The organism is Fodinicola feengrottensis, assembly GCF_010993775.1.
Classification (GTDB): domain Bacteria; phylum Actinomycetota; class Actinomycetes; order Mycobacteriales; family HKI-0501; genus Fodinicola; species Fodinicola feengrottensis.
Window position 1 is genome coordinate 51,276 of the sequence record NZ_WOTO01000032.1, and the last position, 19,335, is coordinate 70,610.

Below are 19,335 nucleotides of genomic sequence, written 5' to 3' on the forward strand. Positions count from 1 at the left end.
ATTGCTCGACGCGGCCGCTGCCGTCCTGGATGCCGCGGTCGCGTCGAGACCTCCGGTCTTCCCCTCCGCTGTGCTTGTTGTCGCGAGGGATGGAGAGCCGCTGCTGCGGCACGCCGTCGGCGACGCGGTCCGGTTCAAGGTCGGCGGCGACCTGCTGCCGCCGCAGGACCGCGTGCCAGCTCGTACGGACACCATCTACGACCTGGCGAGTGTCACCAAGCTCTTCACCGCGGTGGTGGCGGTGCGGATGACGGAGCGGGGGCTGCTGGACCTCGCGGCGCCGGTGGTGGAGTACGTGCCGGCCTTCGGGACGCCGGCCATCACCGTTCGGATGCTGCTCACGCACACGTCCGGCCTGGAGCCGGACCTCCCGCTCTGGCGGGACTGGGGGAGCCGTCAGGAGCGGCTGGAGGCCGTCCTGACCCGGCCGCCGGTGAACCCGCCGGGCGGTGGGCACCTCTACTCGGACCTGAACATGATCACGCTCGGCGTGGTCCTGGAGGCTGTCACCGGCCGGCGGCTTGACGAGCTGGTCCGGGATTGCGTCACCGGGCCGCTCGCGATGGCCTCCACCGGCTTCAACCCGCCGGCCGCGGTGCAGGACCGGGTCGCGGCGACCGAGGACGAGTCGTACGCCGGCCGGGGCATGGTCCGCGGTGAGGTGCACGACGAGAGTTCCTGGGCGCTGGGCGGAGTGTCCGGTCACGCCGGGCTTTTCTCGACCGCCGACGATCTGGCCACCTTCGGCCGCGCGATCGTCGAGGGCGGCGGCGGCATCCTGTCCGAGGAGTCCGCCCGGATGCTGACCGTTGGTGGTGGTGAGCACGGCCTTGGCTTCGAGCTGGCGGCTCACCGCTACATGGGCGCGCTGGCCGACACTGGCGCGTACGGGCACACCGGCTTCACCGGCACCTCGCTGGTGGTCGACCCGGCGAGCCGGGCCGTCGTCGTACTGCTGACCAACCGCGTGCACCCGGATCGGCGAGGCCCGTCAGTGAACCCGGTCCGGGCGGCTGTCGGCGACATCGTGGCCGGCGCCCTGCAGCGCTAACCGCCGCCGTACGACCAGCGAGCTCGCCAGTCGGTTCACGCCGAACGACAGCATGATGGCCGCGGTGGTCTCCAGCAGGTGCGCGCCGACCTGCGCGGCCACCACGAAGGATCCGACGCGGATCACCAGGAACGTGGCCCAGAGCAGAATGCCCCACGACGTGAGCTTGTAGCGCAGCTCGCCGCCGACCCCGCCCGAACCGGGTCGCGAGGCCCATCATCGTGCCGGTGCCGGAGACCAGCAGCAGCTCGACCAGGAGCACGACCGCGTCTAACGGCGTCAGTTGCTGGCCGGTGGCGACCTCCCAGACCAGCCAGCCGGCGCCGATTGCCACCACGATCAGCGGCAGCTTCAGGATCGAACCCGGGTCGGCCTTGCGCCACATGAACTGGCGGACCACCAGGTAGCCAATCAGGGCCACTATCAGCGCGTCGTCTACCCATTCCATGCCTACTCCTCATTTCCATCACTGGTGATGGAAATGTATCACAGGTGATGTAAATTTGTCGCCATGCGTGCTTCTGACTTGCACCGGATCGCCCGCCAGCTCCGCGAGATAGCGCTGGTGGCGACCGGAAACACCGCGGCGGACAAGGTCACCATGGGAGAGTTGCTGGTGGTCGAGGACGTGGCCGCGCACCCAGGGTCGTCCATTCGGGAGATCACCGAACGCACCGATCTGGCGCAGAGCCTGGTTTCCCGGATCGTCGCCGCGATGCATTCCCATGGAGTCTTCACCCGCGAGGTCGCGCCGGACGACGCCCGTAAGACGCTGGTGAGCATCGACCCGGTCGTACGCGCTGAGCTGTTTAAAGAGCGCGGCAACCGGCCCGTCGAGGGTGCCCTGGCCGAGTCCCTCCCGGGCCTACTGTCCGCGGAAATCGCCCGTACGGTAGCGATCCTCGACGAGCTGACGGACCTCCTTCAACGAGGTTCTCGCTAACCCCTCCGCGAACTTGACGTTCTTGTCGCGCTTTCCGGCGTACCCGAAAACGTCGAGTTCGCGAAGGTCCGAATTACCCACTGCGGCGCGAAACTGTCGTACCCCCACCCTGTTTTCTAGCCCCCACCCAGTGATCGGGTGGGGGTGGGTTTGAGGACACGCGCGCGGAAAAAAATTCACGTTCGCGACGCTCGGTGTCGAGTGCGGCACATTGTTCGGCAGTCGACGTCGAGTGCGGGACATAGTGCCGCACTCGATGAGTCAGTGGCTGTCCAGTGGCCCGAAAAGTGTCGCCTTCGCCGAACGACACAGAAAGGGCTGGCGACGCGCCTACGTCAAAAGGCCCCGCCGACTTAGTCGGCGATGAGGCGTGCGTACGTGTCGGAGTCGAGTTGGTCGATGGAGCGCAGCGCGAGCGCTACCGCGCCGAGAGCGGCATCGGTCACGAGGGTGGGTTTCACGCCGGTCCGATCCGCGAGCCCGGTCCGGACGGCGTCGGCGACCGGGCCGGGGTTGGTCAGCACCGATCCGCCGAGCACGATCGCGGACGGCGGGTCGTCCGCGCGACGCAGCACCGCGGTCGCGGACTCGATCAGGGCGTACGCGGCTTCTCGGCAGATCTCGGTGGCGACCGGGTCGCTGCCGGCCAGATCCCGTACGGCGGGGGCGGCCTTGCCCAAATCGGCCGGAGTGGCCGCGTAGACTGCCGCGACGATCCGCTGGGCCTGTTCGTCGGGCCCGAGTGCGGGGTCGGGCGGCGTGCCCGTTAGGGCAGAGATCACCGGCTCGGTCAACTCGGTCGCGAGGCCGCGGCCGTCCAGTGCGGCGAGCACCGCCTTGACCGCCCGGCGGCCTTGCCAGACCGCCGAGCCGGCGTCACCGAGCAGCCAGCCGTAGCCGTCGGCCCGGTGCCGTACGACACCGTCTTCCAACCACGCGGTGATAGCGCCGGTGCCGGCGATGACGAGCAGCCCCCGCTCGGCGGCGGTGCCGGCCGCGTAGGCCGTCTCCAGGTCGGTGACCAGGTCGGGCGTACGGGGAAGGCCGACCCGTTCGGCGGCGTCGGTGAGCGCGGCGAGCGCGATCGGGCGGCGCCCACTGCCGGCACCGGCCATCCCGACCAGCGCGGCGACCACGCTGGCCGCCGGCAGCTGAGCGGCCGCCAGCGCGGCGATGATCGACTCGCTGAGGGCGCCGGCCGGGTCGGCTGAGGACTGGGTGCTCGCGCCCGGTCCACGGCCCCGCCCGACGACCGTGCCGTCGAGAGTGGCGATGACGCATCTCGTGGAAGTTCCGCCGGCGTCCAGCCCGAGGGCCACATCAGGACGTTCGATGGCATTTTCCCGAAGCGGTTTTTGGGCTGCGGTTTGGGCTCTGACCTGGCACGCCGGCTACCGTAGCGAACCCCAACCGCGCGAGCCGCGATTGACGTTGGTAACAAAGTGCAAGTAACTTTCCGACGTGCCCCGTAAGACGGTAAGTCAATTGAGTGGTGACGCGGGCCAGTCCACGCACGCCGCCACCGCTGTCCTCGTACGCGCCCTGCTGCCGTCGCTCTCGCCGGCCGAGCGAAGGGTCGCGCAGGCCGTTCTCGACGATTCCGCCGGGGCGTCCGCGCTGACCATCTCGGAGCTGGCCACCCGCGCCGACACCTCCGAGACGACGGTGATCCGGTTCTGCCGGGCGCTCGGCTTCTCGGGATACCCGGAGCTGCGTCTCACGCTGGCCAAGGAAGCCGGCCGGGCGGAGAGCGGCGCGGCCGGCCGGCGGATCGTCGGCAGCGACATCGGACCAGGCGACGAGCTCTCCGAGGTGGTCGACAAGATCTCCTTCGCGGACGCCCGCGCGGTTGAGAGAGACGGCTGCGCAGCTGGACGTGTCGGTCCTGGAGACCGTCGTCGACACGATTGTGGGCGCCAGCCGCGTCGATGTGTACGGCGTCGGGGCCAGCGCGTTCGTGGCGATGGACTTCCAGCAGAAGCTGCACCGGATCGGTCGGGTGTCGTTCGCCTGGTCCGACGTACACATCGCGCTCACCAGCGCCGCGCTGCTGAAGGCCGGCGACGTGGCGGTCGGCATCTCGCACACGGGGATGACCAGCGACACCGTCGACGCGCTCACCGTCGCCCGTGAGCATGGCGCGACGACGGTGGCCATCACGAACTTCCCGCGCTCGCCGATCACCGCGGTGGCGGACCACGTGCTGACCACCGCGGCCCGCGAGACGACCTTCCGGTCCGGCGCGATGTCCAGCCGGATCGCCCAGCTCACGGTGGTCGACTGCGTCTTCGTCGGGGTGGCGCAGCGGACTTACAACGAGACGCGGACCGCGCTCGAAGCGACCAGGGACGCGGTGGCTCGACGCCGGCTGTCGTCCAGATCCGGGAGATCGTGATGACGGCAGCGCCTCGCATCGCCCCAGAGGCAGTGTCGTTCGCCAGTCCTACCGAGCTACGCAACCCGCGGACGGTCGAGATCGACCGGCTGGACACGCTCGACGTGTTGCGGATGATCAACGAAGAGGACAGCACGGTGGCCAACGCGGTCGCCGCCGTGTTGCCGCAACTGGCCCGCGCGGTGGACTACGCGGTGGCTTCGTTGCGGGCCGGGCACCGAGTGCACTACGTCGGCGCTGGTACGTCCGGCCGCCTCGGCGCGTTGGACGCGGCCGAGCTGCTGCCCACCTTCGCGCTGGAGCCCGGCCGGGGGTGGTCGCGCACATTGCCGGCGGTCCGGCGGCCATGCTGCGCGCCGTCGAAGAGGTCGAGGACGACCCGGCCGCCGGTCGCGCCGACCTGGCCGGCGTGGAGCCCGGAGACCTGGTGATCGGGCTGGCCGCCAGCGGTCGCACGCCGTACGTCATCGGAGCGCTCGCGGCGGCCACCGAGGTGGGCGCCGCGACCGTACTGATCTCGGCTAACCCGCAGTCCGAATACCGCGACAGCGTGGATGTGAACGTCGCCCTGAACACCGGCCCCGAGGTCATCGCCGGATCGACCCGGATGAAGGCCGGTACGGCCCAGAAACTGGCGCTGAACGCGTTTTCGACGGCCGTGATGATCCGCCTCGGCCGTACCTATTCGAACCTGATGGTCCATGTGGCGGCCACCAACGACAAGCTCCGCGGTCGGCTGATCCGGGTGCTCGTCCAGGCCACCGGGTTGTCCGAGTCGGTGTGCACGCAAGCCCTGGAGGACAGCGACGGCGAGGTGAAGACCGCGCTGGTGGTCCTGCTGACAGGCAGCCCGGTCAAGGCCTCCAGGGACGCTCTCGCGGCCGCCCACGGGGTGGTACGCGACGCCATCAGCGCCGTCGACACCGCGCACCCCGTCGAAGGCCACTAACTCAACGTTCTCGTCGCCGTCAAGCGGCGAAAACGTTGAGTTAGTGGTGGGTTTCTCAGACGGTGGTGACGACCTCGTCCTGGTCGAGCCGCGGGCTGCGGTCGAACCAGGCGTTCTCGCCCGGCTGGCCCAGATTGACGACTACCAGTGTGCGGTGCCGGCCGTCGGGGAAGAACTCCTGGTCGATGGCGGCCGCGTCGAAGCCGGTCATCGGGCCGGCGGCCAGGCCGGCGGCGCGTACGCCGAGGATGAAGTAGCCGATCTGCAGGGTCGCGTTCAGCCGGGCGTGCGGTTCCCGGTCGAGGCCCTCGAAGAGTTCCTTGGCGTCCGGCTTGTACGGGAAGGTCTTCGGGAACTCCTCGTGGAAGTCCAGGTCGGCGGCCAGGATCGCGACCAGCGGCGCGGCGCCGGTCTTGGCCCGGTTGCCCTCGGCCAGCAGCGGCAGCAGCCGCTCGCGGGCCTGCGGCGAGCGCACCAGCACGATCCGCAGCGGCTGCTGGTTCATTTGAGGTAGGACCCCACTTGATGAGGTCATAGATCGCTTTCACCTGCTCTTCGGTGACCGGCTCGTCGGTGAAGGTGTTCGCCGTACGCGCCTCCCGGAACAGCAGGTCAGCGGCGTCATCGCTGATCTTCAGCGGACCATCTATCAGGGTGCTGGTCATGTCTGACTCCTTGCGGAACGAGTGCCTGTTGTCTTGCGAAACGATAATCAGCGAGGAAGTTGTTTCCTAGTAAGATATGTGGTCGGTCACACTCGGCCGCCAGTTGACAAACCTCACTGTCGGACCACCGCCGAATCGTCGTGAAAGAAACCCGAGGCAGCAGTGCATCGGAACGAGGAGCCAGCGTGGGCGCGGTCGCTACCCGTAAGGACCGGGCAGCCAGCTATCGGGAGGTCTTCGCCAACGGCGAGTTCCGGTCGCTGTGGCTGGCCGAGCTGGTGTCCGACGCCGGCGACCAGGTCGCCCGGGTCGCGCTTTCCCTGCTGGTCTTCTACCAGACCAAGTCCGCCGCGCTGACCGCGCTCGCCTTCGCGTTGTCGTTCCTGCCGGCGTTGTTCGGCCCGCTGCTGGCCGGTCTCGCCGACCGGTATCCGCGGCGGCGGGTGATGCTCACCGCCGACCTGCTCAGAGGGTCACTTATGGCGGCGATGGCGATCCCGGGCGTACCGCTGCCGGTCCGGTTCGCCCTGCTGTTCCTCACCCAGCTGGCAGCTTCGCCGTCCAACGCCGCCCGAGGCGCTCTGCTGGCCGACGTACTGACCGGCGACCAGCTCACCGTCGGGCAGGGGCTGCGGTCGATCGTGGGCCAGATCGCCCAGGTCGGTGGCTTCGCGGTGGGTGGGGGTGCTGACCGTCGCACTGACGCCTTACGGCGCCCTCGCGGTGAACGCGGCCAGTTTCTTCGTGTCGGCTTTGTTCATCGTTTTCGGCGTACGACGGCGGCCGGCGCCGAACGCGGGCGGCCCGGCGCTGTCGCTGTGGAAGTCCACCCGGGCCGGCGCCGCGGCTGGTGTGGTCGGACCGGCAGCTGCGGACGCTGGTCGGGCTGATCTGGATGATCGGGCTGCCGGTCACCGCCGAAGGCCTCGCCGTGCCGTACGTGGCCCGTTTAAGCGCCGCTCCGGCGGCGGTCGGCTGGTTGCTCGCATCGACTCCGGTCGGTGCTATCGCCGGTGCGTACGTGCTGACCAAACTCGCCCCGTCGCTGCGTCTGCGGTTGATGGGACCGCTCGCGGCGGCATCGGGGCTGCCGCTGCTGGTGTGCGCGTGGCATCCCAACCTGGTGGTGTCATGCCTGCTCTTCGCGCTGTCCGGAGCGGCCGCCGCCTACATGGTGGTGGCGCCACCGACCTTCATCCAGCGCACCCCGCAGGCCAGCCGCGGGCAGGCGATCGGGCTGATGTCGTCTGGCTCGATCGCCGCCCAAGGCGTCTGCCTGGCGCTCGGCGGGGTAGTCGCGGACCGCATCGGCGCCCCGGCGGCGCTAGGCGTGGCCGGAGCACTCGCGATCGCCGTGGGCGTGGCCTTGTCGCTGGCCTGGACACAAGCCGATTCCCCCACGCCGCCCACCTAACCCGTCGCGCACGTCGTGACAGTTTTTGTTCATTTCGCCTGGTCCGTGCGCTTTCGAGCCGATTTTTTTTTTTCGCGCGCGCGTCCTCAACCCACCCCCCACCCGATCACTGGGTGGGGGCAAGAAGACAGCACCCGTACGACATTTTCGCGCCGTAGCAGATACTTTGACACCTATCCCAGCCACACCTATCCCAGCCCCGCCCGCGCGGCGGCCGAAGGCCGCCCAGGTTCGTGGCGGTGGGGTGCCCGCTTTTTGGGCGCCCCGGCGACGCGGACCGGACGCGCCGCCGCAGGAACTGCGGCCAGAAACTCAGCATGCGCCGCCGCAGGAACTGCGGCCAGAAGCTCCGCGCCGCCGCAGGAACTGCGGCCAGAGGCACTACGGTGGGGTGCCCGCCCTTTGAGCACCCTGGCGACGGGCTGGATGCGCCGCCGCCGCAGGAACTGCGGCCAACAGCTCAGGACGGAGACCGGAGGATGACCGATCGTCTGTCCGCGTTGGATGTGACGTTCCTTTACCTGGAGGGCCCGACCACGCCGATGCATGTCGGCGGGGTGGCGATTTTTCGGCCGCCGAAAGGGTTTGACTACGACCGGCTGGTGTCGCTGGTCGATCAGCGGATGGCCTTGGTGCCGCGCTACCGGCAGACCGTCCGGCACGTGCCGGGGCATCTGGCCAAGCCGGTGTGGGTGGACGCGCAGGATTTTGACATCGGCTATCACGTACGACGGTCGGCGCTGCCGCGGCCGGGGAGTCGCGGGCAGTTGGCGGAGTTGGTCGCCCGGCTGATGTCGCGGCGGCTGGATCGTTCGCGGCCGCTGTGGGAGATGTATTTCGTCGAGGGCCTCGAAGACGGTCAGCTCGCGGTGATCACCAAGACGCACCAGGCGTTGGTCGACGGCGTCAGCGCGGTGGACATCGGGCAGGGTGATCCTGGATGTGGCGAAGACGCCGCGAGAGGTGCCCGAGCAGCCGTGGGAGCCGCGTCGGGGGCCCGGCGCGGTCGGGTTGTTGGCCGGTGCGGTGACCGAGTTGGTACGCCGGCCGTCCGCGGTCGTGGACACGCTCCGGTTGGGCATGTTGGACGCGACCGCCACCGCGTCCTCGGTGGCCGGCGCGGCGGTCGGGTTGCTGGCGGCGGTGCGTACGGCCGCGCGACCGGCGCCGGAGAGTCCGTTGAACGTGACGATCGGCGAGCAGCGCAGGTTCGCGATGGCGCGTACCAACCTGGCTGACTTCAAGCGCATCCGGGCCACCCATGGCGGCACGATCAACGACGCGATGCTGGCGACCGTGGCCGGCGCGTTGCGGTCGTGGCTGCTGACCCGCGGCGAGCCGGTCCGGTCGTCGTCGGCGATCCGCGCGATGGTGCCGGTGAGCGTACGGGCCGAGGGCACCGATCCGGATGCCGACGAGGCCAGCGCGGCGGCCGCCAACCGGGTGTCCACCTACCTGGTCGACCTGCCGGTCGGCGAGCCGAACCCGGTCATCCGGCTGCACCAGGTCTCGTTCGCGATGCAGGCGCACGCGGACGCGGGCCAGTCGGTCGGCGCCGCCGCGTTGATCCGGGTTTCCGGGTTCGCGCCGCCGACTTTGCACGCGCTCGGCGCGAAAGCGGCGAATGGCCTGTCCCGGCGACTTTTCAACCTGGTCATCACCAACGTGCCCGGTCCGCAGTATCCGCTGTATGCCGCCGGAGCCCGGATGACCGAGGTTTACCCGGTTGTCCCGCTGGCCCGCGGGCAGGCGCTGGCGCTGGGCATCACGTCGTACGATGGCGGGGCTTTCTTTGGTTTCAACGCGGATCGGGACGCGATGTCCGATGTGGACGTGATCGCCGACCTGGTGGTCGAGTCTTTGGCCGAACTGGTGGGGACGACGGGATGAGGGTTTACCTGCCGGCGACATTGCCGGCTTTGCGCACGCTCAAGGAATCCGGCGAAATACCGTTGCCGATCACCGCTTTCGCGGTCACCGCGGCGCTGCGTGAATGGTATGTGGACGATGACGGCGAAGAGCTGGAATACGCCGCGTTCACCGAGGCGGCCCGCGCGTCGCTGCGGATGATCGACCGCGACCCGACCGCGCCGCGCCGCCGGGTGGTCATTTCCGCGGACGTTGACGATGCGGCCGCGAAGCCGCGGCCAGATCTCGACCGGGCCGTCGTGCGGCTCGCGGATCCGGTCGTTTTCGCCGCGGTGGCGGCGATTCACGTCGACGGGGTGGCCGCGGTCGACGATGTCAGGGCGGCCGCGAACGTGGTTATCGAGGCGGATCTCGGCGACGAGGACTCACAGTTCACTGTGGACAGTGCCGAGGGTCACGAGCTGGAATGGTACGACGTCACTGAAATCGACGACCTGCTGAAATAGATTTGGTGAGATAACATGCATCCGTACGTGATCGCCGACGTTTTCACTGACACCGCGCTGGAAGGCAACCCGCTCGCGGTTTTCACCGGTGGCCAGGACATTCCGGCGGTACGGCTGCAGTCCGTCGCCCGCGAGATGAACCTTTCCGAAAACCGTGTTCGTGTTGCCGGCCGAACGCGGCGGACACGCCCGGATCCGGATTTTCACGCCGGCCGCGGAGCTGCCTTTCGCCGGTCACCCGACGCTCGGGACCGCGATCGTGCTGGCCCAGGAACGCGGTTTGGCGGCGATCACGTTGGAGACCGGCGCCGGGGACGTCAGGGTGACGCTGGAGCGTACTGGCGATCAGGTGGTGTCAGGGCAGATGGCGCAGCCGATTCCCAGTTGGCAACCGTACGACCGGGCCGCTGAGCTGCTCGCCGCGCTGGGCGTGCGGGTGTCCGCATTGCCGATCGAGATCTACCAGAACGGCCCACGGCACGTTTATGTGGCTTTGGACACCGAAGCCCAGGTCGCGGCCGTGAAGCCGGACCTGAGCGCGGTGGCGGCGCTTGGCACGATGGGGGGGGTCAGCACCTTCGCGGCGGCGCCGGCGACAACTGGAAGACCCGGGTGTTCTGCCCCGGGATGGGTGTCCCCGAGGACCCGGCGACCGGCTCCGCGGCCGGCCCGCTCGCCGTTCACCTGGCCCGGCACGGGCGAACCGAGTTCGGCCAGCGCATCCGGATCAGCCAGGGCGCTGAGATCGGACGTCCGTCGACCTTGTACGCCCAAGTGCACGGCCACGGCGACCAGATCGACCAGGTCCTGGTCGCCGGCTCCGCCGTCGTCGTGGCGCGCGGTGAGCTGACGATCTGACTCTGCCCGTACGCGCCCATTTTCGCCGACCGTAACTCTCCGTGACCTGAATGATTGCCCAGAGTACGGGGTGTTGCGGCCAAACCTCAGGCGGCGCGTTTGGGCTTCACGACGGCGGCGACCGCGGCGCCGATGATGAGGCCGACGAAGACCCCGATCACGCCGTACATCATGAACGAGAACGCGGTGAACGTGATGTCGAGCTTGGCGCCGCTGGTCTCGGTGCCGAAGATCAGCAGCGTCACGCAGCTCAGCCCGGCTGACACCACCCGGATGGCGCCGGGGATCACGCCCGCCAGCAGGCCGGCTCGTACCTCGCGGCCAGCCACCATGCCGGACCGTACGAGCCCGGGCACCAGGCACGCGACCGCGATGGCCACGAAGAGGACTTCCTCCACGACGTTGGTGACCACCGCGAAAGCGGTCAGTGTGCTCTGTGACGTGCCTTCGGAGTAGATCAGCCAGTGCACCACGATCTCGGAGATCAGCGTGCCGATGAACCGGATCACCAACCCGACGATCGCAGCCGCCAGCACGCCGGCGATCACGGTACGAGTGGGCCGGATCAGCGCGCGAGCAGACCGCACAGGACGGACGAGACCAGCACGGTCAGCATGACGGCGAGCCCGCGTGGGACGCCGTCGTGGAAGAGCACCACGCTGCCGGCGATGACGGCCGGCACCAGGCCGGTCGCCACCGACACCAGGATCACCACCACGGGCAGCGGCAGCCGGGGCTGGCGGGCCGCGACCATGCTGGCCACCGCGGCGGCCAGCACGCTGGTCGCGCCGGCCACCGCGGCCACACTGGTCAGCGTCAGGTCTCGGTTGCTGGTGAAGAACGGAAACGCATAGAGCAGCAGCAGAGTCAGCACCACGTACAACGCCGACAGCACGGTGGTCACGCCCGCTGAGCGGACGGACTGCCGCATCTCCCGCATGTCCGGCCGCGGCGGGCCCGCTGGTGGTTGTTGCTGGCCCTGGTACGGGTAGGGGCCAGGCCCAGGCTGGCCGGGCTGCGGCGGTCGCGGGTAGCTCTGCTGCGGCCCGGGCTGCCACTGCGGCGCCCCGGGGGTGGCCGCCGACCGGATTCGTGGGATATCCGCCCACCGGCCCGGTGGGTTGCTGGCCCTGGCCTTGGTACGGCCCCGGTCCGTACGGTGGCACTGCGCCGGTCGTCATCGACTACCTCGTTCCCGCTCGCGGTCAGGCCGAGCCTATCCATCCCCGGCCACCGGCCCGTACGCGCTGCCCACGGCCCCGGCACCGTGTCAGGATGGGCGGCAGAGGCGGCCGGAGTGTCCACAAGACGCGGGCCGAAGCGAATTCGAGGAGGAACGATGGACGGCGTGACCCACGTGCCGGTGCCGCACAACGAGCCGGTACGGACGTACGCCCCCGGTAGCGACGAGCGGGCCACCCTGGCGCAGGCGGTGAACCGGCTGAGCGCCGAGCGGCACGAGTTGACGCATTTCATCGGCGACCAGGAGCGCGGCGGTGACGGTGACGCCATCGAGGTCGTCCAGCCGCACAAGCACTCGCACGTGCTCGGTGAGATGCACAACGCCACCGACGCCGAGGTCGCCGCCGCGATTGCCGCGGCAAAGGCGGCCGCGCCGGGGTGGCGCGACCTGCCGTACGACGAGCGCGCCGCGGTCCTGCTGCGCGCCGCCGACCTGCTGGCCGGACCGTGGCGGGACACCGTCAACGCGGCCACCATGCTCGGGCAGTCCAAGAGCGTCCAGCAGGCCGAGGTCGACGCGGCGTGCGAGCTCGCGGATTTCCTGCGCTACAACGCGCATTTCGGTCGCCAGGTGCTGGACAATCAGCCGGAGTCGTCGCCGGGTGTCTGGAACCGCTTCGACCACCGGCCGTTGGAAGGCTTCGTCCTCGCCATCACGCCGTTCAACTTCACCGCCATCGCCGGAAACCTGCCGACTTCGCCGGCGCTGATGGGCAACACGGTGGTCTGGAAGCCGTCGCCCACCCAGGCGCTTTCGGCGCATTACTTCATGAAGTTGTTGCGGGCCGCAGGACTGCCGCCCGGTGTCATTAACCTGGTGCACGGCGACGGTGCGGCGGTCAGCCGGGTGGCGTTGGCCGATCCTGACCTGGCCGGCATTCACTTCACCGGGTCGACTCGTACGTTCCAGCATTTGTGGCGTACGGTCGGAGAAAATCTCACCAGCTACCGCACTTATCCGCGGCTGGTAGGGGAGACTGGTGGCAAGGACTTCATCATCGCGCACCCGAGCGCGAACCGGGCCGCCCTGGGCACCGCGATCGTCCGCGGTGCTTTCGAATACCAGGGTCAGAAATGCTCCGCCGCCTCCCGGGTCTACGTGCCGCGGTCGCTGTGGAACAGCGGCCTGCGCGACGAGGTGGCGGCCACCGCCGACCAGTTGACTTACGGCGACGTGACTGATTTCTCGAACTTCGGCGGAGCGGTGATCGACCGGCGCTCTTTCGACAAGCTCGCTGGAGTTCTGGACCGCGTCAAGAACGACTCCGCCTGCACCACGATCGCCGGCGGCAGCGCTGACGACTCGGTCGGCTATTTCGTCCGGCCGACCGTGGTGGAATGCACCGATCCGACCAACGACGTTTTCGTCACCGAGTATTTCGGTCCGGTGGTGGCCGTCAGCGTCTTCGATGACAGTTCTTTCGACGACGTGGTCGCGCAGGCCGGTAGTGTTTCCTCGTATGCGCTGACCGGTGCGATTTTTGCGGACGACCGTCAGGTGATCGACCGGGCGTCGACCGCTTTGCGTTTCTCGGCCGGCATTTTCTACATCAATGACAAGCCGACCGGCGCGGTGGTCGGCCAGCAGCCGTTCGGTGGTGCGCGGGCCTCGGGTACGAACGACAAGGCCGGCAGCATCGGCAACCTGCTGCGCTGGGTCAGCCCTCGCTCCATCAAGGAAACGTTTGTTCCGCCGACGAACCACCGCTACCCGCATATGGGTTAGAACCGTTCACGTCGCAAAGACGCCGCTCATGGGGCGTCTTTGCGACATGAACCAGGCTGGTCACTCCTCGGAGCCGCCCCAGTAGTTCTTGCTGTACCACCGTGAGATGGCGTCCTTATACGGCTCCGGCATGTTCACATGCCAGAATTCGTTCCTTTTGAACAGGCCGAAATCGGTGTGCTCGGCCGAGATCATCGGAACGGTGTCACTGTGCGGAATGCAGCCGTACGCACGATGAAGACGTGCTTGTCCACCTGGGGGATGTGATGGATCCAGGAACTGATGATGTCGTGGACGCTCACCCTCCACAGGGTTTCCTCGACGATCTCGCGGGCCAGGCATTCCGCCGGGGTCTCGCCCAGCTCCAGGCGACCTCCCGGCAGCTCCCATTCGTTGCGGTGGTTCCTCAGCAGCAGGACGCGCCCATCGTTGATCACCACCCCCTTGACCGAAATCGGCAGTGTCAGCTCAGACATCGTCGCTGGCCAGTCGATCGAACAGAAACTGGAAGGTGAGCGCCCACCGGAAGGCGAGTTGTTCATTGTCGGCGGCGGCGCCGTGGCCGCCTTCGATGTTCTCGTAATACGACAGGTCGTAGCCGAGTTCTCGCAGTCGGGCGACCATTTTCCGGGCGTGCCCAGGGTGCACGCGGTCGTCGCGGGTGGAGCTGAGGAAGAGCGCCGGTGGGTAGGGGCGGCCCGGTTCGATGTGCTGGTAGGGCGAGTACTTACGGATGAATTCCCAGTCCTGCGGGTCATCCGGGTCGCCGTACTCGGCCATCCAGGACGCGCCGGCGAGCAACAGGTGATAACGCTTCATGTCCAGCAGCGGCACCGCGCACACGATGCCACCGAAAAGCTCCGGATACTGGGTCAGCATCACGCCCATCAACAGGCCACCATTGCTGCTGCCGCCGTGAATGCCCAGCCGGGCCGGTTCGGCGATCCCGCGGTCGACGAGATCTTTAGCCACCGCAACGAAATCCTCATAAACCCGGTGCCGGTTCTCGCGGATCGCGGACAGGTGCCAGTCTGGCCCGTACTCACCGCCGCCGCGTATGTTGGCCACCACGTACGTGCCGCCGCGGGCCAGCCAACCACGGCCGATGATGCCGCTGTAGGTGGGAGTCAGGGAGATCTCGAAACCGCCGTAGCCGTTCAACAAGACCGGTCCGCTCGGGTTTTCTGGGCCCACCACGAAATACGGGATTTTGGTGCCATCCGCCGAGGTGCCGAAATGCTGGCGTACGACCATGTCCGCAGCGTCGAAGAATGCCGGCGCCTGTTTGATTCCCTCCAGCTCTTCCCCGACATGGCCGTAAAGCAGTGTCGACGGCTCGGTGAAACCGCTCGAATTCACCATGAACTCGTCGTCATCGTCCGGGCTGGTGTCGATGATCTGTACGCTGCCGGTGGCGGCGACGCCGGCGAGCGGCTCGCGCTGCCAGCCGGCCGCTGATGGCGTCAACACCTCTATTCGGGTCTTCACGTCTTCCAGAGTGTTGAGCAGCAGGTGATTTCGGGTCCAGGTGTAGTGATTCAGTGACGTGTTCGGCGATGGCTCGAAGAGCACGGCCAGGTCGCGCTGGCCGGCAAGGAAGTCGTCGAAATTGGTCACCAGTAGTGCACCGGCTGGATAAGTCTGATCGCCGACGGTCCAGTCGGTCCGCAGCTCGATCGTCAACCATTCCCACTGCGCACCGATCTCGGCGTCGTCGGGCACCTCGATGCGTACCAGATTTTCCCCGGATCGCAGGTATTTCTCGCTGGAATAGAAATCGGTGGCCCGAGTGACGAAATCGCGCTCAAAACCCTCGGTCGGATCGTGGCTGGCGCCGACCGCGATGTCGTCCGGTTTTCCCTCGTAAACCGTCACCGCCGCGGACAGCGGCGTCCCGCGTCGCCATTCCTTGACGATCCGCGGATATCCGGACGCGGTCAGCGAACCGGTGCCGAAATCGGTGCCGACATACACCCGGTCGATGTCGATCCACCCGATGTCGCTCTTCGCCTCCGGCAGCTCGAAGCCGCCGTCCACGAAGGTCCGGGTCTGCAGGTCGTACTCCCGCACGACCGTCGCGTCCGCGCCGCCGCGGGACAGGTTGACCAGGCAGTGCCGGTAGTCCGGCCGGAGCACGTCGGCGCCCTGCCACACCCACTTCTGCGACTCGGCCGCGCCCAGCGCGTCGATGTCGAGCAGGACATCCCACTCGGGCTCGGCCTTGCGGTATTCGGCCAGCGTGGTGCGTCGCCAGAGGCCGCGCGGGTTGGTCTCGTCCTGCCAGAAGTTGTAGAGGTAGTCGCCGCGGCGCATCACGTACGGGATGCGGTCCTTCGCGTCCAGCACCTCCCGGATCTCCGCGTTCAGCGCCCCGAAATGGGCGCTTTCGGCCAGCGCGGCGACGGCCTCGGCGTTGCGCTCGCGCACCCAACCCAGCGGCGCGTCGGCGGTCAACTCCTCCAGCCAGAGATAAGGGTCCTGCTCAGCGGTCGCATCGGTCATGCCGGAAAGTCTGCCGGGCCGCGCTTCGAGATGGCAGGTGGGGGCGCGTTCTCTGCGCGAGCGGTCCGAGCCCGTGGTGCGCGATCGGATGCCGATCTCTCCATAGGGTGCGGCGCGAAACTGTCGTACGTGTCTGTTTTTCTTTCCCCCTCCCTTTGAACGGGCGGGGGGTGGGTTGAGAGGTGGACCTTAGTTTTTAGTTGAACATTGGTCCTCGAACCCGCCCCCCCACCGTTCTTGGGGGGGGGGTGATTTTTTTCGGGGTGGGTACGACAGTTTCGCGCCGCACCCTATGTAGAGCTGCACAATCGGATTCCGATTGTGCAGCTGGTGGGGTGCCCTTCGGGCGGAGCCTCAAGGAAGAACGGGGGTCTGACGGGCGGGGTGCGGCTTGGGTACGGAGTTGGGCAAGGATTCGTTCTCCCCGCCGACGGGGAGAACGAACCAGCATCACGTTTGCGGGTTCAAGACCTGTGTGGGTGCGGTTTTGACTGTGGGTGGCCGGGTACTGAGTGGGGGTATGTCCGATTGTGACGTTGTTGCCCATTCTGGGCACGGATGGGCGACAACGTTACAATCGGACATAGGTGGCGGCGTTATTCGCGGAATCCGGTTACTGGCGGTGAAAGTTGATCCCACCAGTCCCAATAAGAACAGCGGAATGTGCCTGACCGGATTCTGGTCCACATCTTGGGATTAGCGTCCCGTACGCCGGACCGCCCGGTTACTCCTGTGACTCAAGTGGCTCCTGCGCACTCAACCGCCAGCGAATGTAACGAAACAGTTCACAAATCGGGACAAAACTAAGCTGTTTCGTTACCGGCGGCGGAGGAGGGGATGGAGGGGAATCGAGGCGAGCGGGGTTACTCCCAGGAGACGCGGTCCAGGAGTTCGAAGACGACCTCGACGATGGCCGCGTCTAGTTCCTCCACTGGCACATCCTGCATGCTGAAACGGCTCAGTTGGACGGCGAAGAGAGCGATCCGGATGCGGAGCTTGTCGGGGACTGAGGCGTGTTCGGGGGTCAGGGTGTTGACCAGGTCGATCAGCCGGTCGCGCATCTGCTCGCCGACCTTGAGCTCGCGCATCGCCGGGCCGTTCTCCTGGAACAGTCGCATGACGCTGGATGCGCCCTTGCTGGACTCGACGTAGCGCTGGGCGATCTGCTGGCGGGCGGTGGACGTACGCGGCTGGGTTTTGGTCCAGGCGATGAACCCGTCCATCTCCTCGAGGATCTCCTCGAAGACGGCGGCGATGATCGCTTCCTTGCTCTTGAAGTGGTAGTAGAGCGCGGCTTTGGTGACGCCCAGGCGCTCGGCGATCTCCCGCAGGGAGGTCTTGTCGTACCCGTATTCGGCGAACAACTCCAGCGCGACCTGCTGGATTCGCTGGCGGGTGCCGGACTGGCGGCCCTCGGGCGCTGTCGGCGTGTCGTCTGTCACGGAACTCACCTTCGCTTACTTACTTGACGACCGGCTAGTAGAGAGCTTACCGTACGGCTAGTAAGGCAGCTAGCCGGCCGACAAGTAAACTTCGCGTACTGGAGATATCTGATGACAGCCAACACCACACACTCGGCGCCTCAGCGTCGCGGTGGCGCCCACGTGGCGCCCCCGGCCGAGGTGGCGACCCCGTCCAAGGGGCGGATGTACGTCATTCTCACCGGCGTCATGCTGGCCATGCTGCTGGCGCTGCTCGACAACATGATCGTCAACACCGCGCTGCCGCGGATCGTTGGCGACCTCGGCGGGCTCAGCCACCTGTCCTGGGTGGTCACCGCGTACGTGCTGGCCTCGACGGTGGCGACGCCGATCTGGGGCAAGCTCGGCGACCTCTACAGCCGCAAAGCGATGTTCATCGCCTCAATCGTGCTCTTCTTAGCCGGTTCGGTGCTGTCCGGCGCAGCGCAGAGCATGACCGAGCTGATCGCCTTCCGCGCCTTCCAAGGCCTGGGTGGCGGCGGACTTATGGTCGGCGCGATGTCGATTATGGGCGCGATGGTGTCGCCGCGGGAGCGCGGCAAATATCAGGGCCTGATGGCCGCGGTGATGCCGCTGGCGATGATCGGTGGTCCGCTGCTGGGCGGGTTCATCACCGACAACCTGGACTGGCGCTGGGTCTTCTACGTCAACATCCCGGTCGGGATCGTCGCTCTGATCGTCGTCGTACTCACCCTCAAACTGCCCAAGTCCACGATCAAGGCGAGCATCGACTATCTCGGGGTGGCCGTGCTGAGCGTCGGCATCACCGCGCTGGTGCTGCTGACCACGGGGGGGCGGCACCGAGTACGCGTGGGACTCCTGGCAGATCGTCGGGCTGGGGATTCTCGCCGTCGTCTCGCTGGTCGGGTTCGTTTTCGTGGAGCGGCGGGCGGTCGAGCCGATCATGCCGATGAGCCTGTTCCGCAACCGCAACTTCGCGGTCGCGTCGGTGCTGGGCTTCCTGGTCGGATTCGCGATGTTCGGCGCCACCACCTTCCTGCCGCAATACCAGCAGCTGGTGCAGGGCGACAGCGCCACCGCGAGCGGTCTCGCGCTGATCCCGCTGATGCTCTCGTCGGTGGTAGTCGGCCTGATCGTCGGCCAGATCACCACCCGTACCGGCCGCTACCGAGCCTTCCCGATCATCGGCGGCGCGCTGATGACGCTCGGCATGATTGCGTTGGCGCAGCTGACCGTCAGCACCACCACGCACACCGTCTCCAGCCTGCTGATGATCCCGCTGGGCCTCGGGATGGGTTTCCTGATGCAGACCACCATGCTGATCACCCAGAACAGCGTGTCCGTACGGGACATGGGCGTCGCCTCGTCGGCGGCCACGTTCTTCCGGCAGATCGGCGGATCGATCGGTGTGTCGCTCTTCGGTGCGATCTTCAGCTCGCGGTTGACCGCCTCGTTGACCAGCAGTCTCGGCTCGGCGGCGGCGGGAGAAAATGACCTCCGGCGGCGCGCGGATGAGCCCGAGCGTCGTGTCGCACCTGCCGGTCGCGGTCCACACCGCGTACAGTTCGGCCGTCGTGGACGCCCTGCAGACGGTGTTCTGGTGGGCCGTGCCAATCACCGCCGTGGCCTTCGCGGTGGCCTGGTTCGTCAAGGAGATCCCGCTGCGTGGCGGCGACACTCCGCCGGCGACGCCGAACGCTTCGCCGGCGAAGGTCGAGATCGTGAAGCAGCGCCAGCCGGTTGAGGCGCTAGTCTCGGAATAGATTCAGCAAA

General features: G+C 67.5%; 19 protein-coding genes and 7 pseudogenes. 17 read left to right on the forward strand and 9 right to left on the reverse strand.

Annotated features, from left to right (window positions below; genetic code table 11):
- The first annotated feature begins 1 nt into the window (after position 1).
- Entirely contained in the window at positions 2–1,051 is a 1,050-nt protein-coding gene (locus tag GNX96_RS27115) for a serine hydrolase domain-containing protein (protein WP_163570373.1), read from the forward strand.
- On the opposite strand, the gene GNX96_RS27120 is transcribed toward GNX96_RS27115, so the two are convergent.
- Positions 992–1,177, reverse strand: a complete 186-nt coding sequence (locus GNX96_RS27120; RefSeq protein WP_163570375.1) for a hypothetical protein — start codon at positions 1,175–1,177, stop codon at positions 992–994. The genes GNX96_RS27115 and GNX96_RS27120 overlap by 60 nt on opposite strands.
- A gap of 95 nt (positions 1,178–1,272) precedes the next feature.
- Here GNX96_RS27120 and GNX96_RS55525 point away from each other — a divergent pair, with 95 nt between their 5' ends.
- Positions 1,273–1,458, forward strand: a complete 186-nt coding sequence (locus GNX96_RS55525; protein ID WP_279581607.1) for a hypothetical protein — start codon at positions 1,273–1,275, stop codon at positions 1,456–1,458.
- A gap of 104 nt (positions 1,459–1,562) precedes the next feature.
- Positions 1,563–1,994 carry a MarR family transcriptional regulator gene (locus tag GNX96_RS27125; protein ID WP_163570377.1) on the forward strand — a complete coding sequence of 144 codons (432 nt, stop codon included), beginning with the start codon at positions 1,563–1,565 and terminating at the stop codon, positions 1,992–1,994.
- Between the two features lie 353 nt (positions 1,995–2,347).
- On the opposite strand, the gene GNX96_RS27130 is transcribed toward GNX96_RS27125, so the two are convergent.
- Positions 2,348–3,313, reverse strand: a complete 966-nt coding sequence (locus GNX96_RS27130) for an N-acetylglucosamine kinase (protein ID WP_163570379.1) — start codon at positions 3,311–3,313, stop codon at positions 2,348–2,350.
- Positions 3,314–3,455: 142 nt separating this feature from the next.
- On the opposite strand from GNX96_RS27130, the pseudogene GNX96_RS55530 reads away from it, so the two are divergent.
- From GNX96_RS55530 to GNX96_RS55545, 4 genes and pseudogenes are all read left to right on the forward strand, one after another.
- Positions 3,456–3,668, forward strand: a pseudogene (locus GNX96_RS55530) (hypothetical protein); the annotation flags it as partial.
- Positions 3,669–3,843: 175 nt separating this feature from the next.
- The gene (locus GNX96_RS55535) at positions 3,844–4,389 is read left to right on the forward strand and encodes a MurR/RpiR family transcriptional regulator (RefSeq protein ID WP_279581608.1); all 546 of its coding nucleotides are present in this window, start codon (positions 3,844–3,846) and stop codon (positions 4,387–4,389) included.
- The gene (locus tag GNX96_RS55540; RefSeq protein WP_279581609.1) at positions 4,389–4,820 is read left to right on the forward strand and encodes an N-acetylmuramic acid 6-phosphate etherase family protein; all 432 of its coding nucleotides are present in this window, start codon (positions 4,389–4,391) and stop codon (positions 4,818–4,820) included. The genes GNX96_RS55535 and GNX96_RS55540 overlap by 1 nt, the downstream gene beginning before the upstream one ends.
- A complete protein-coding gene (locus GNX96_RS55545) occupies positions 4,736–5,338 on the forward strand; it encodes an N-acetylmuramic acid 6-phosphate etherase (RefSeq protein ID WP_279581610.1) in 603 nt (200 codons plus the stop codon). Before GNX96_RS55540 ends, GNX96_RS55545 begins: the two co-directional genes overlap by 85 nt.
- A 55-nt stretch (positions 5,339–5,393) precedes the next feature.
- On the opposite strand, the pseudogene GNX96_RS27145 reads toward GNX96_RS55545, so the two are convergent.
- A pseudogene (locus GNX96_RS27145) lies at positions 5,394–6,003 on the reverse strand (malonic semialdehyde reductase).
- 185 nt (positions 6,004–6,188) lie between these two features.
- Between GNX96_RS27145 and GNX96_RS27150 the strand changes: the two are divergent.
- The 6 genes and pseudogenes from GNX96_RS27150 to GNX96_RS27170 all read left to right on the forward strand — a co-directional run bounded on the left by GNX96_RS27150 (position 6,189) and on the right by GNX96_RS27170 (position 10,650).
- Complete coding sequence (locus tag GNX96_RS27150) at positions 6,189–6,893, forward strand: MFS transporter (protein ID WP_163570380.1); 705 nt, start codon at positions 6,189–6,191, stop codon at positions 6,891–6,893.
- Complete coding sequence (locus GNX96_RS27155; RefSeq protein ID WP_163570382.1) at positions 6,854–7,417, forward strand: MFS transporter; 564 nt, start codon at positions 6,854–6,856, stop codon at positions 7,415–7,417. Before GNX96_RS27150 ends, GNX96_RS27155 begins: the two co-directional genes overlap by 40 nt.
- A gap of 479 nt (positions 7,418–7,896) precedes the next feature.
- Positions 7,897–9,307: pseudogene (locus tag GNX96_RS27160) on the forward strand (WS/DGAT/MGAT family O-acyltransferase).
- Positions 9,304–9,792, forward strand: a complete 489-nt coding sequence (locus GNX96_RS27165) for a DUF6912 family protein (protein ID WP_163570384.1) — start codon at positions 9,304–9,306, stop codon at positions 9,790–9,792. Before GNX96_RS27160 ends, GNX96_RS27165 begins: the two are co-directional and overlap by 4 nt.
- Before the next feature lie 15 nt (positions 9,793–9,807).
- A pseudogene (locus GNX96_RS64945) lies at positions 9,808–9,924 on the forward strand (phenazine biosynthesis protein PhzF); the annotation flags it as partial.
- Positions 9,925–9,952: 28 nt separating this feature from the next.
- Positions 9,953–10,650: pseudogene (locus GNX96_RS27170) on the forward strand (PhzF family phenazine biosynthesis protein).
- An 86-nt stretch (positions 10,651–10,736) separates the two neighbouring features.
- Here the strand turns inward: GNX96_RS27170 and GNX96_RS27175 are convergent.
- Both GNX96_RS27175 and GNX96_RS27180 read right to left on the reverse strand, forming a co-directional pair.
- Positions 10,737–11,237, reverse strand: coding sequence for a hypothetical protein (locus tag GNX96_RS27175; protein WP_163570386.1), 501 nt, complete (start codon positions 11,235–11,237; stop codon positions 10,737–10,739).
- Complete coding sequence (locus tag GNX96_RS27180) at positions 11,216–11,581, reverse strand: hypothetical protein (protein WP_163570304.1); 366 nt, start codon at positions 11,579–11,581, stop codon at positions 11,216–11,218. Before GNX96_RS27180 ends, GNX96_RS27175 begins: the two co-directional genes overlap by 22 nt.
- A gap of 408 nt (positions 11,582–11,989) precedes the next feature.
- Here GNX96_RS27180 and pruA point away from each other — a divergent pair, with 408 nt between their 5' ends.
- A complete protein-coding gene (gene pruA / locus GNX96_RS27185) occupies positions 11,990–13,618 on the forward strand; it encodes an L-glutamate gamma-semialdehyde dehydrogenase (RefSeq protein ID WP_163570388.1) in 1,629 nt (542 codons plus the stop codon).
- A gap of 60 nt (positions 13,619–13,678) precedes the next feature.
- Here pruA and GNX96_RS55550 read toward each other — a convergent pair whose 3' ends face one another.
- The 4 genes from GNX96_RS55550 to GNX96_RS27200 all read right to left on the reverse strand — a co-directional run bounded on the left by GNX96_RS55550 (position 13,679) and on the right by GNX96_RS27200 (position 17,562).
- Positions 13,679–13,813, reverse strand: a complete 135-nt coding sequence (locus GNX96_RS55550) for a hypothetical protein (protein ID WP_279581612.1) — start codon at positions 13,811–13,813, stop codon at positions 13,679–13,681.
- Positions 13,810–14,094, reverse strand: a complete 285-nt coding sequence (locus GNX96_RS27190) for an NUDIX domain-containing protein (protein WP_163570390.1) — start codon at positions 14,092–14,094, stop codon at positions 13,810–13,812. The genes GNX96_RS55550 and GNX96_RS27190 overlap by 4 nt, the downstream gene beginning before the upstream one ends.
- On the reverse strand, positions 14,087–16,120 hold the full coding sequence (locus tag GNX96_RS27195) for a prolyl oligopeptidase family serine peptidase (protein ID WP_163570392.1): 2,034 nt from the start codon (positions 16,118–16,120) through the stop codon (positions 14,087–14,089). Before GNX96_RS27195 ends, GNX96_RS27190 begins: the two co-directional genes overlap by 8 nt.
- An 863-nt stretch (positions 16,121–16,983) precedes the next feature.
- On the reverse strand, positions 16,984–17,562 hold the full coding sequence (locus GNX96_RS27200; RefSeq protein WP_163570394.1) for a TetR/AcrR family transcriptional regulator: 579 nt from the start codon (positions 17,560–17,562) through the stop codon (positions 16,984–16,986).
- A 237-nt stretch (positions 17,563–17,799) separates the two neighbouring features.
- On the opposite strand from GNX96_RS27200, the pseudogene GNX96_RS55555 reads away from it, so the two are divergent.
- From GNX96_RS55555 to GNX96_RS55565, 3 genes and pseudogenes are all read left to right on the forward strand, one after another.
- A pseudogene (locus GNX96_RS55555) lies at positions 17,800–18,357 on the forward strand (MFS transporter); the annotation flags it as partial.
- Between the two features lie 85 nt (positions 18,358–18,442).
- Positions 18,443–18,991 (forward strand): annotated as a pseudogene (locus GNX96_RS55560) (MFS transporter); the annotation flags it as partial.
- Positions 18,992–19,052: 61 nt separating this feature from the next.
- A complete protein-coding gene (locus GNX96_RS55565) occupies positions 19,053–19,325 on the forward strand; it encodes a hypothetical protein (RefSeq protein WP_279581613.1) in 273 nt (90 codons plus the stop codon).
- Positions 19,326–19,335: the final 10 nt, after the last annotated feature.